Origin of the sequence: Microbacterium sp. (genome assembly GCF_041909575.1) — a bacterium.
GTDB lineage: Bacteria > Actinomycetota > Actinomycetes > Actinomycetales > Microbacteriaceae > Microbacterium.
Window position 1 is genome coordinate 1 of sequence record NZ_JAYRDE010000085.1, and the last position, 11,185, is coordinate 11,185.

An 11,185-nucleotide genomic window follows, 5' to 3' on the forward strand; every position below is an offset into this window, starting at 1 on the left:
TGAAACTTCACACCCGGATTCGTCGGGAGTGACCCCGAACTTCCCCGCAGAGTGGACACACGACACACCGCCGATCGGCCCAGAACGCGGATCACGGGATCGTCCGGACCCGGCGCACCTGCCGGGTCCGGCATCCCACCCTCGACACACGCGACACAGGAAGACAGCGACATGACCCCTGCAACGGCCACCCCGATGCGCACCCGCACGGGACCGATCCCCACCCAGACCCACGAGCCGGCGATCGAGATCGCCGGACGCCTCGGACCGCGCTACGACGAGATCCTGACCCCTGAGGCGGTCGGCTTCCTCGCCGAGCTGCACCAGCGCTTCGCGGCGCGGCGCCACGACCGGCTCGCCGACCGCATGCGCCGCCGGTTCGAGATCGGCAACGGGCATGACCCCCAGTTCCGCCACGACACCCGTCACATCCGCGAGGACGCCGAGTGGCGCGTCGCGGGTGCGGGGCCCGGTCTCGAGGACCGCCGCGTGGAGATCACCGGCCCGACCGATCCCAAGATGACGATCAACGCCCTCAACTCCGGTGCCCGGGTGTGGCTGGCCGACCAGGAGGACGCGACCAGCCCGACGTGGAAGAACGTGATCGAGGGCCAGCTCTCGCTGCGCGACGCGATCCGCGGCGAGCTGTCCTTCACGAGCCCCGAGGGCAAGGAGTACCGCGTCACCGCCGAGCGCACGCCGACCATCGTGATGCGACCGCGCGGCTGGCACCTGACGGAGGAGCACATCCGGTTCACCGACCGCACCGGCCGCACGATGGCGGCATCCGGCTCGCTCGTGGACTTCGGCCTGTACTTCTTCCACAACGCGCAGCAGCTCATCGCGAACGCCCGCGGTCCCTACTTCTACATCGCCAAGCTGGAGTCCAGCGAGGAGGCGAGGCTGTGGGACGACGTCTTCACCTTCAGCGAGCAGCGGCTCGGCATCCCTCACGGCACGATCCGCGCAACGGTGCTCATCGAGACGCTGCCCGCGGCGTTCGAGATGGAGGAGATCCTGTTCGAGCTGCGCGATCACTGCGCAGGCCTCAACGCCGGCCGCTGGGACTACATCTTCTCGATCATCAAGAACTACCGCGGAAGGGGGGCGCGCTTCGTCCTCCCCGACCGCAGCGAGGTCACGATGACCGTGCCGTTCATGCGCGCGTACACCGAGCTGCTCGTAAAGACCTGCCACAAGCGGGGGGCTTTCGCGATCGGCGGCATGAGCGCCTTCATCCCGAACCGGCGCGACCCCGAGGTGACCCAGCGCGCGTTCGAGAAGGTCGCCGCCGACAAGAACCGCGAGGCCGGCGACGGCTTCGACGGAACGTGGGTGGCCCACCCCGACCTGATCCCGGTCGCGATGGCCGAGTTCGACGCGGTGCTGGGCGAGCGTCCGAACCAGCTCGACAGGCAGCGTCCCGACGTCGAGATCGAGGCGTCGCAGCTCATCGACGTGCACATCGGCCGGCCGATCACCGCCGCAGGCGTGCACGCCAACGTGTCGGTGGCGATCCGGTACCTCGAGGCCTGGCTGCGCGGACTGGGCGCCGTCGCGATCGACAACCTCATGGAGGATGCCGCGACCGCCGAGATCAGCCGCAGCCAGGTGTGGCAGTGGATCCACCAGGACCGGGCCACCGAGGACGGCACCGCGATCACCCGCGAGTACGTCGAGGGGCTGATCGGCGACGTGCTCGGCGAGGTCGAGCGCCGAGACGGCGACCGCTTCGACGACGCCGCCGCGCTCTTCCGCGAGGTCGCGCTGGGTCAGGACTTCCCGGCCTTCCTCACCCTGCCCGCCTACTCGCGCTACCTGGTCGAGACCGACCCCGCGTGAACCCCACGACAGCAAAGGAAACGAACATGACCACCTACCAGGACGACATCGACGCCGTCCGCGCGCTCAAGGAGCGGCACGGCTCCCCCTGGGACGCCATCGACCCCGAGTCGGTCGCCCGCATGCGGGCGCAGAACCGCTTCCGCACGGGACTCGAGATCGCGCAGTACACCGCCGACATCATGCGCCGCGACATGGCGGAGTACGACGCCGACTCGTCGGTGTACACCCAGTCGCTCGGCGTCTGGCACGGCTTCATCGGGCAGCAGAAGCTCATCTCGATCAAGAAGCACCTGAAGTCCACGAACAAGCGCTACCTCTACCTGTCGGGGTGGATGGTGGCGGCGATGCGCTCGGAGTTCGGCCCGCTGCCCGATCAGTCGATGCACGAGAAGACCGCGGTACCCGCGCTCATCGAGGAGCTGTACACCTTCCTGCGCCAGGCCGACGCCCGTGAGCTCGACCTGCTCTTCACCCGGCTCGATGAGGCGCGCGCCGCCGGCGACGACACCGCCGCGGAGTTCGTGCAGTCGCAGATCGACACCTACGAGACCCACGTGGTGCCGATCATCGCCGACATCGACGCGGGCTTCGGCAACCCCGAGGCCACCTACCTCCTCGCGAAGAAGATGATCGAGGCGGGCGCCTGCGCGATTCAGATCGAGAACCAGGTCTCGGACGAGAAGCAGTGCGGGCACCAGGACGGGAAGGTCACCGTCCCCCACGAGGACTTCCTCGCGAAGGTCAACGCCGTGCGCTACGCGTTCCTCGAGCTCGGCATCGAGAACGGAGTCATCGTCGCCCGCACCGACTCGCTCGGCGCCGGGCTCACGCAGAAGCTCGCCGTCACCCACGAGCCGGGCGACCTCGGCGACCAGTACAACGCCTTCCTCGACGCCGAGGAGATCTCGGACGCTGATCTCGGCAACGGCGACGTGGTCATCAAGCGGGACGGCCGGCTGCTGCGCCCGAGGCGGCTCCCCAGCAACCTGTACCAGTTCCGGCCCGGGACGGGTGAGGAGCGCGTGGTGCTCGACTGCATCACCTCGCTGCGGGGCGGCGCCGATCTGCTGTGGATCGAGACCGAGAAGCCGCATGTCGAGCAGATCGCGCGCATGGTGGATGCGATCCGCGCGGAGGTCCCCGACGCGAAGCTCGTCTACAACAACAGCCCGTCGTTCAACTGGACGCTCAACTTCCGGCAGCAGGCGTACGACCTGCTCGCGGAGCAGGGCGAGGACGTCTCCGGCTACGACCGCGGCGACCTCATGAACGCCGCGTACGACGACACCGCGCTGGCCCAGCTGGCCGACGAGAAGATCCGCACGTTCCAGCGCGACGGCTCCGCGCGCGCCGGCATCTTCCATCACCTCATCACACTGCCGACATATCACACGGCCGCGCTCTCGACCGACGATCTGGCCAAGGGCTACTTCGGCGACGAGGGCATGCTCGCCTATGTGAAGGGCGTTCAGCGCCGCGAGATCCGCGAGGGGATCGCGACGGTGAAGCACCAGAACATGGCCGGCAGCGACATCGGCGACAACCACAAGGAGTACTTCGCCGGCGACGCCGCACTCAAGGCCGGCGGCCAGCACAACACGATGAACCAGTTCAGCTGACGCCAAGACCGGATGCCTCGGCCCCGCCCCTGTGCGCGGTGCCGAGGCATCCGTCATCCCCACCCCCCGCCTGCGAGCGGATCGGGGCAGAATCTTCTCGTCGTTTCGTCGATCCGCTGACCGCCCGTTCGACGCCCTGGTCGTAACGTCGCTCGAAGAGAAAGGACCGACGATGCGATTTCTGATGCTGGTGCTGGCCGACCCCGAGGCGGACACGTCCGAAGAGCCCGTGCTCACGATCGGGGAGTGGTCGGCCGAGACGACCGAGGCCGGTGTGAACGTCGACGGCGACCGGCTGCAGCCGCCGGAGCGCGCCAAGACGGTGCGCCGCCGCGGCGGGAAGGTGGTCGTCACCGACGGTCCCTTCGCCGAGACCCGGGAGGTCATCGCGGGCTTCGACATCCTGGAGTGCCGGGACATGGATCACGCGATCGAGGTAGCGACGCGGCATCCGATGGCGACGCACGGCACCCTCGAGCTGCGCGCGCTCTGGCCGCTCGACCTCTGAGCCGGCGCGCGGCGGGGCGCGGTCTCACGACGAGTCCGCGCCCTGCGCGTCAGCGGCGCGCGGGATCCTGCGCGAGGGCTGCGGCCTCTTCGGCGCGCAGCAGCCGCTGGCCGCGGATGCCGCCCGCGAGCGCCCAGCCGAGCAGCCACGCGCCAGACACGATCGTCAACGAGGCCGCCGCGGTCAGGGCGGCGTCGGTGTCGAGCACCATCGCGAGCGCGCCGAGCGCCACGACGCCGCCGAGCACCGCGCCCAGGGCCCCGGTGCGCGTGAGGGCGCAGCCCCGGGCCAGCCACCAGGCGATCCCGCCCGCGATGACCAGCACGATCGCGAGCACGACCGTGCCCCACACCCATACACCCACGACGGACACCGTACCCGCCCCGCCTATGAGTCGGCTCCGCCTGTGGATGGCGCGGACGTCTGCGCCGTCAGTCCCGCAGGAGTCCCCGCTCCATGGCGAGCGTGACGGCGCGCGTGCGGTCGGCCACGCCCAGCTTGTCGAAGACCTTGAGGAGATGGGTCTTCACGGTGGACTCGCCGATGCCGAGCGCGAGGGCGATCTGCTTGTTGCTGTGTCCGGCGGCGACGAGCCGCAGCACCTCGGTCTCGCGCGCAGTGAGGACGGTCTCGGCGGCGGGAGCGCGCATCCGCTCGACCAGGCGCACCGCGACCTGCGGCGACAGGGCGGTCTGGCCGGCGGCGACCGAGCGGATGCCGGCGACGATCTCGGCCTGCGGCGCCGCCTTCAACAGGTAGCCGGACGCGCCGGCCTCGATCGCGGCGAGGATCTGGTCGTCGGACTCGTACGTCGTCAGGATGAGCACCTTGGCGTTGCCCTCCGCCGTGATGCGGGCGGTCGCCGCCACCCCGTCGACTCCGGGCATCCGCAGGTCCATCAGCACGACATCGGGTGACGTGGCGGCGGTGATCCGCGTGGCCTGGTCGCCGTCGGATGCCTCGCCCACGACCTCGAAGCCGGGTTCGTCCGACAGCATCCCGACCAGCCCCGCCCGCACGACGGGGTGATCGTCGACGATGACGAGCCGGATCATCCGGGCACCTCCTCGGCCGCTGCCGCTCCGGGGAGCCGGACGACGAGCGACGTCCCCGACCCCGGGCTCGAGGACACCTCGAAGCCGCCGCCCGCGAGCGCCACCCGCTCGGCCATCCCCTCCAGGCCGAAGCCGTCGCGCCGGGAGTCCGGCTCGAAGCCGGCGCCGTCGTCGACGACCTCCAGGCGGGCTCCGCCGGTGGATCCAGCGGACACGAGCACGCTCACGCGCGTCGCGGCGGCGTGCTTGCGGACGTTCGCCAGCGACTCCTGCAGGCAGCGCAGCAGCACGAGCTGCGACTCGCGCCCCAGCACGCCGTCGGAGTCGAGCCGCAGCTCGAGGTCGATCGTCAGCCCGGTCTCCGCGCGGAAGCGGCTCACCAGGCGCTCGACGGCATCGCCGAGAGCGGCATCCGACGGTACCGCCGCCGTCCGCGAGACGATGGCGCGTGCCTCCTCGAGGGCGTCGCGAGAGAGATGCTCGACCGTCGCGATCGTGTCGGCCGCGGCATCCGTCCGTCCGTCCGCCAGCTGGCGACCGGCACGCTCCGCGAGGATCGTGAGGCCGGCGAGGGTCTGGGCGAGGGTGTCGTGCACGTCGCGCGAGAGCCGCTCGCGCTCGGCCGCCGCACCCCGCTCTCGGCTGAGCGACTCGACCTGGCTCTGCGCGGCGGTGAGCTCGGCGACCAGGCGCGCGCGCTCCTCGCCGTATTCGACGATGCCCGAGATCCAGAGCCCGAAGGCGATCGCGAACGCGAGACCGAAGGCTGCGGAGGCGATCGCCGTGCCGAGCGCGGCAGGCACCCCCGCGCCGCCGGCGAAGACGCCGGCGAACAGCGCGACGCCCGCGAAGACGCCGAGCGCCACGGTCGCCGATCCGATGATCGCCGGTCGCCGGCCCGACGCGAGCACCCAGACGAGCGGGTAGGCGATCGCCTGGAAGATCGCGAAGAAGGGCTGCGCGGCGCATCCCGCCGCCATCGCCAGCGCCGCCAGTCCCGCGAACACCGGCAGTCGCCACGGCCGGCGATCGCGCAGTCCGGGCCGGGCGACGAAGAAGTAGGCGGCGGCGAAGACGAGGATCGCCGCCGACGCCACCACGAGGTCGATCGCCGAAGCGGGCGTTACCCCGACGGTCATCGCGACCGCGATCACGAGGGACGCGGCGATCACCGCCGCGTCCCACCATCGCCGATTGAGCATGTGCGTCTCCCTCGCCCGAGGCTACGCGTCGCGCCGGATCCACCGGAAGGTGAGGCGCGCGAGCACCAGTCCGATCACCAGCCATACGGCCAGGGCGAGCGCGACGCCGGGAAGATTCCACTCGCCGTTCTGCTCGAGCGCCGCGTAGGCGTCCGGGAGGAACACGTACCGCATCCCCTGCGCCATCCACTTCACCGGCAGGAAGCTCGCCGCCGTCTGGAGCCACTCGGGAAGCATGTAGAAGAAGAGGTAGACCCCCGACACGAACTGCACCACGAGCACGATCGGGATGACCACCGCCGTCGCGCTGCGCGCCGTGCGCGGCACCGACGAGATCGCCACGCCCAGCAGCGACGAGGACACGATCCCGAGCACGAACACCCACCCGAACGTCGCCCACTTCTCGGGCTCGGTCGGCAGCGGGACGCGGAGCACGAGCGCTGCGAAGCTCAGGATCAGCGCCGCCTGCGCCACGCCCGTGATCGCCACCTGGCCGATCTTGCCGAGGAAGTAGCTCACCGGCGAGAGCGGCGTCGAGCCCAGCCGCTTGAGGATGCCCTCGGATCGCTCGATCGCGATGTCGATCGCGAGGTTCTGGAAGCCCGAGAGGAGCAGCCCGGCGGCGAGCATCGCCGGCAGGTAGGCCTGGCCGATCGGGATCGGCGGGAGCCCGGGGGCGGGCTGCATGTCGCCTTCGCCCCCGAACGCCACGCTGAACAGGCCGAGCATGACGATCGGGAAGAGAAAGGTGAACACCAGCGTGTCGAACGAGCGGAAGTACTGCGTGAGCTCGAACCGGGTGCGCCAGGCTCCGAGGGCGAAGATGCCCGGGGCGCGACGCGGGGCACGGATGCCGCGGGTCTCGGTCGTGCGGATCAGGGTGCTCATCGTGCTGTCTCTTTCTGCGTCGCCGGCTCGCTGACGGCCGGGGGTTCGGTGGGGACGGGGGTCTCGCCGACGAGGTCGAGATAGACCTCCTCGAGCGAGGGGCGGACGATCTGCACCTCGTCCGGCTCGGCAGACGTGCGGGCGACGAGCTCGGCGACGAACCGTCCGGGCTCCGCCGTGCGGTGCTCGTGCGGACCGGTCGCGTCGCGCCACCGCACGAGGGGGGTGCGGGCATCCGGGCCGCCGATGGATGCCACCGGGCCCAGTGCCCTCAGGCTCCCGCCCACCAGGATGCCGACCCGGTCGGCGAGGTGCTCGGCCTCTTCGAGGTAATGCGTCGTCAGCACGATGGTCGTGCCCTGGGCGGAGAGCCCCTGGATCATCGCCCAGAAGTCCCGCCGCGCCTGCGGGTCGAAGCCCGTGGTCGGCTCGTCGAGGAACAGCAGCTCGGGATCGCCGACGATCCCCAGGGCCACGTCGACCCGGCGCTGCTGACCACCCGAGAGCTTCGCGACGCGCAGATCGGCCTGGGCTTCGAGGCCCACGGCGGCGATCACCTCGTCGGCGTCGCGCGGAGCGGGGAAGAAGCCGGCGAACTGCCGCACGTACTCCCTCACCGTCAGCGCGCCGAGGCTGCCGGCCGACTGCAGCACCACGCCGAGGCGCGCCTTCCACGCGAGACCCGCCTGGCCGGGGTCCTCGCCCAGCACGGCTACTTCGCCCCCGCTTCGCCGCCGGAAGCCCGCGAGGATCTCCACCGTCGTCGACTTCCCGGCTCCGTTGGGCCCCAGGAATGCGAAGGTCTCTCCCCGGGCGATGTCGAACGACACGTCGTCGACGACCGCCCGGCCCGAATACTCTTTGCGCAGGTTCCGCACCCGCACCACGTTCTCGTCCATGACTCCACGTTCCCGCGGCGGCGGGGTGGCGGGGAGCGGCCGTTCGTCGGGCGGGCATCCCCCATTCGGTGGATGCCGCGCCTCCGCCGTCAGGCCGTGGGTCCAGCCGTCCGCGCCTCCCGCCGTCCGGCTGCGATGCGCATTCCGGACACTCCCGCGGGCGCTCGCGGACTACGCTCGAAGGCGTGACAGAACGCGCCCCGCTCTCCCGCAAGCTCTCCGCCATCGCCGAGTCCGCGACGCTCAAGGTCGATGCCAAGGCGAAGGCCCTCCAGGCCGCCGGTCGCCCGGTGATCTCGTACGCCGCGGGCGAGCCGGACTTCCCCACGCCGCAGTTCATCGTCGACGCCGCGGCGGCCGCGCTCACCGACCCGTCGAACTTCCGCTACACCCCTGCCGCGGGCCTCCCCGTGCTGCGCGAGGCGATCGCCGCGAAGACGCTGCGCGACTCCGGCCTCGAGGTCGACCCCTCGCAGGTCATAGTGACCAACGGCGGCAAGCAGGCCGTGTACCAGGCGTTCCAGGCGGTGGTGAACCCGGGCGACGAGGTGCTGCTGCCGGCGCCCTACTGGACGACGTATCCCGAAGCGATCGCCCTCGCCGACGGCGTGCCCGTCGAGGTGTTCGCGGGCGCCGACCAGGACTACAAGGTCACCGTCGAGCAGCTCGAGGCCGCGCGCACCGACCGCACGACCGCGCTCGTCTTCGTGTCGCCGTCGAACCCGACCGGCGCCGTGTACACGCCCGAGGAGACCCGCGCCATCGGCGAGTGGGCCGTCGAGCACGGCATCTGGATCATCTCGGACGAGATCTACCAGAACCTCGTCTACGAGGGCGTGCGCGCCGTCTCGATCGTCGAAGCGGTGCCGGATGCCGCGGCCCAGACGATCCTCGTGAACGGCGTGGCGAAGACCTATGCCATGACCGGCTGGCGCCTGGGCTGGATGGTCGGCCCGAAGGACGCGATCAAGGTGGCCGCGAACCTCCAGTCGCACCTCTGCTCGAACGTGAACAACATCGCCCAGCGCGCCGCGCTGGCAGCCCTGTCGGGCCCGCAGAGCGAGGCCGAGCAGATGCGCCTGGCGTTCGACCGGCGTCGCCGGCTGATCGTGTCGGAGCTGTCGAAGATCGACGGCGTCACCGTGCCGAACCCGCTCGGCGCGTTCTACGCCTACCCCGACGTGCGCGGACTTCTCGGCCGCGAGTGGCAGGGGGCGACCCCGACGACGACGCTCGAGCTCGCCGACCTCATCCTCGAGAAGGCCGAGGTCGCGGTCGTGCCCGGCGAGGCCTTCGGACCGTCCGGCTATCTGCGCCTGTCGTACGCGCTCGGCGACGACGCGCTCCTCGAGGGCATCCGCCGCCTGCAGGACCTGTTCGCCGCCTGACCGGCCCTACCGGCCCGCACGCCTCGCGCCGACGGGCTGGGACGAAAAGACTGCTCCGCGCGCGACGCGCCGTGCCGCGGCATCCGCTCCCGGCGTGTCTCCGTGACCGACCGGTCTTTTCGACATGAGCGCGCAGCTTCACCCTCGTGGCGCAGTTGCACCTGCGCCGTTTGCGGAGACCCGCGCAGCAGCCCCGGCGCGGGCTAGAGCTCGACGCCGACCAGGACGGGCTCGGGCTGGAGCACCAGGCCGAACTCGGACTGCACCCGGCCCTGGATGTAGCGCGCGAGCTCGGCGAGCTCGGCAGCGGTGGCGTTGCCGCGATTCGTGAGCGCCAGGGCGTGCTTCGACGACAGCGCCGCGCGCGAGCGCGGCAGCTTGAAGCCCTTGCGCACGCCGGAGTGCTCGATGAGCCAGGCCGCGCTGACCTTGACGTCGGACTCGACCGCCGCCGGCGGGGGCACGTAGCCCTCGTACGCCGAGAGGGGGATCACCAGCACGGGGTCGAGGTCGGGCGTGACGGGCCACCGCGGGCAGGCGGCCGGCAGGGTGCGGGCGAAGGATGCCGAGACCACCGCGTTCTGGAAGAACGACCCGGCGCTGTACGTGTCGGGGTCGTCGTCGTCGAGCACCATGCCCTTGCGCGCGCGAGTCGCGAGGACGTGCTCGCGGACCCACCCGACCGACACGGTGTCGTCGACGCCCAGACCGAGGGCGCTGCGCAGCTGCTCCCCCGCGGTCGGGCGCTGCTCGTGCCCCACCTCCGCCAGTTCGAGCGTGACCGAGAGGATCACGGCGCGTCGGGCGGGAGCCGATCCGTAGTGGTGCTTGAGCGCCGATGTGCGGAACCCGAGCCCCAGGTCGGCCGCCGGCACGGTGGACACCTCGCCCGTCGACTCGTCGACGAGATCGACCTCGACGAGCGTCTGAACGATCTCCTGGCCGTAGGCGCCGACGTTCTGCACCGGGGCCGCGCCGACCGTGCCGGGGATGCCGGACATGGCCTCGATGCCGGCGAGGCCGGCCTCCACCGAGTACGCCACCAGCGCGTCCCAGTCGTGTCCCGCCTGCACCCGGAGCCGTGCGAATCCCGGCCGGGGGGACGGCATCCGCTCGATGCCCGTCGTGCGGATGCGCACCACCGTGCCGTCGAACAGCTCATCTCCGACGAACAGGTTCGAGCCCCCGCCGAGGACGAACCAGGGGTCGCCATCGGCCCAGACCTCGCGCAGCGTGGCCACGAGCTCCTCGGTCGTGGTCGCCTCGAACATGCGCGCCGGCGCGCCGCCCGTGCGGAGCGTCGTCAGGCGTGAGAGCGGAACGGGATCGACCTCGGTCATGCGGTCCGCACGCGCACCTGTGCCTTGCCGAGCACCGTCGTGTCGGCGTGCGACACGGTCAGGTCGATGCGCGCGGCGCCGTCCTCGACGGCCCCGACCTTCGCGACGATCGACACGTCCGCACCCGACGCCGGGTCGACCACCACGGGGCGGGTGAAGCGCACGCCGTACTCGAGGATGCGACCCGAGTCGCCGAGCCACGGGACGATCGTCTCGACCGACAGGCCCATCGTGAGCATGCCGTGCGCGAGGACGCCCGGCAGCCCCACCTCGGCGGCGACGTCGTCGCGGTAGTGGATGGGGTTGAAGTCGCCGGATGCTCCGGCATAGCGCACGAGCGACTCCCGGGTGAGGTGCACCCGGCGCGGGGCGCCCACCACCCCCCCCCGCCGGCACTCGAAACCCCCCCAACGTCCCCCCCCCCCCCCCGCAACACCGCGG

General features: G+C 71.2%; 11 protein-coding genes. 4 read left to right on the forward strand and 7 right to left on the reverse strand.

The features are described from left to right. The first annotated feature begins 195 nt into the window (after positions 1–195). The 3 genes from aceB (at position 196) to ACE3O1_RS11640 (ending at position 3,972) form a co-directional block, all read left to right on the forward strand. Positions 196–1,842 (forward strand): malate synthase A, encoded by a 1,647-nt coding sequence (gene aceB / locus ACE3O1_RS11630; RefSeq protein ID WP_374315209.1) that lies wholly within the window; start codon positions 196–198, stop codon positions 1,840–1,842. Between the two features lie 26 nt (positions 1,843–1,868). Next, on the forward strand, positions 1,869–3,464 hold the full coding sequence (locus ACE3O1_RS11635; protein ID WP_374315191.1) for an isocitrate lyase: 1,596 nt from the start codon (positions 1,869–1,871) through the stop codon (positions 3,462–3,464). A 172-nt stretch (positions 3,465–3,636) separates the two neighbouring features. Next, positions 3,637–3,972: a YciI family protein gene (locus ACE3O1_RS11640; RefSeq protein ID WP_374315192.1), complete on the forward strand. Its 336-nt coding sequence runs from the start codon at positions 3,637–3,639 to the stop codon at positions 3,970–3,972. Positions 3,973–4,021: 49 nt separating this feature from the next. Here the strand turns inward: ACE3O1_RS11640 and ACE3O1_RS11645 are convergent, their stop codons facing one another. The 5 genes from ACE3O1_RS11645 to ACE3O1_RS11665 are packed head-to-tail and all read right to left on the reverse strand — an operon-like array spanning position 4,022 to position 8,016. Continuing rightward, positions 4,022–4,345: a hypothetical protein gene (locus tag ACE3O1_RS11645; protein ID WP_374315193.1), complete on the reverse strand. Its 324-nt coding sequence runs from the start codon at positions 4,343–4,345 to the stop codon at positions 4,022–4,024. A 58-nt stretch (positions 4,346–4,403) separates the two neighbouring features. After that, positions 4,404–5,027, reverse strand: a complete 624-nt coding sequence (locus ACE3O1_RS11650; RefSeq protein WP_374315194.1) for a response regulator — start codon at positions 5,025–5,027, stop codon at positions 4,404–4,406. Continuing rightward, a complete protein-coding gene (locus ACE3O1_RS11655; protein WP_374315195.1) occupies positions 5,024–6,229 on the reverse strand; it encodes a sensor histidine kinase in 1,206 nt (401 codons plus the stop codon). Before ACE3O1_RS11655 ends, ACE3O1_RS11650 begins: the two co-directional genes overlap by 4 nt. 21 nt (positions 6,230–6,250) lie before the next feature. Beyond that, positions 6,251–7,117, reverse strand: coding sequence for an ABC transporter permease (locus ACE3O1_RS11660; RefSeq protein WP_374315196.1), 867 nt, complete (start codon positions 7,115–7,117; stop codon positions 6,251–6,253). Further along, positions 7,114–8,016 carry an ABC transporter ATP-binding protein gene (locus tag ACE3O1_RS11665; RefSeq protein ID WP_374315197.1) on the reverse strand — a complete coding sequence of 301 codons (903 nt, stop codon included), beginning with the start codon at positions 8,014–8,016 and terminating at the stop codon, positions 7,114–7,116. Before ACE3O1_RS11665 ends, ACE3O1_RS11660 begins: the two co-directional genes overlap by 4 nt. A gap of 185 nt (positions 8,017–8,201) precedes the next feature. Here ACE3O1_RS11665 and ACE3O1_RS11670 point away from each other — a divergent pair, with 185 nt between their 5' ends. Beyond that, entirely contained in the window at positions 8,202–9,404 is a 1,203-nt protein-coding gene (locus tag ACE3O1_RS11670) for a pyridoxal phosphate-dependent aminotransferase (protein ID WP_374315198.1), read from the forward strand. A gap of 203 nt (positions 9,405–9,607) precedes the next feature. Here ACE3O1_RS11670 and ACE3O1_RS11675 read toward each other — a convergent pair whose 3' ends face one another. Together ACE3O1_RS11675 and ACE3O1_RS11680 are read right to left on the reverse strand one after the other, a co-directional pair. Further along, a complete protein-coding gene (locus tag ACE3O1_RS11675; protein ID WP_374315199.1) occupies positions 9,608–10,744 on the reverse strand; it encodes a UDP-N-acetylmuramate dehydrogenase in 1,137 nt (378 codons plus the stop codon). Continuing rightward, on the reverse strand, positions 10,741–11,121 hold the full coding sequence (locus ACE3O1_RS11680; RefSeq protein ID WP_374315201.1) for a MaoC/PaaZ C-terminal domain-containing protein: 381 nt from the start codon (positions 11,119–11,121) through the stop codon (positions 10,741–10,743). Before ACE3O1_RS11680 ends, ACE3O1_RS11675 begins: the two co-directional genes overlap by 4 nt. Positions 11,122–11,185: the final 64 nt, after the last annotated feature.

Excerpts from the sequence above, each read along its gene's own strand:
- ACE3O1_RS11635 (WP_374315191.1), top strand. The coding sequence starts at position 1,869 with ATGACCACCTACCAGGACGACATCGACGCCGTCCGCGCGCTCAAGGAG.
- ACE3O1_RS11660 (WP_374315196.1), bottom strand. The coding sequence starts at position 7,117 with ATGAGCACCCTGATCCGCACGACCGAGACCCGCGGCATCCGTGCCCCG.
- ACE3O1_RS11650 (WP_374315194.1), bottom strand. The coding sequence starts at position 5,027 with ATGATCCGGCTCGTCATCGTCGACGATCACCCCGTCGTGCGGGCGGGG.
- ACE3O1_RS11675 (WP_374315199.1), bottom strand. The coding sequence starts at position 10,744 with ATGACCGAGGTCGATCCCGTTCCGCTCTCACGCCTGACGACGCTCCGC.
- ACE3O1_RS11640 (WP_374315192.1), top strand. The coding sequence starts at position 3,637 with ATGCGATTTCTGATGCTGGTGCTGGCCGACCCCGAGGCGGACACGTCC.
- ACE3O1_RS11665 (WP_374315197.1), bottom strand. The coding sequence starts at position 8,016 with ATGGACGAGAACGTGGTGCGGGTGCGGAACCTGCGCAAAGAGTATTCG.
- ACE3O1_RS11655 (WP_374315195.1), bottom strand. The coding sequence starts at position 6,229 with ATGCTCAATCGGCGATGGTGGGACGCGGCGGTGATCGCCGCGTCCCTC.
- aceB (WP_374315209.1), top strand. The coding sequence starts at position 196 with ATGCGCACCCGCACGGGACCGATCCCCACCCAGACCCACGAGCCGGCG.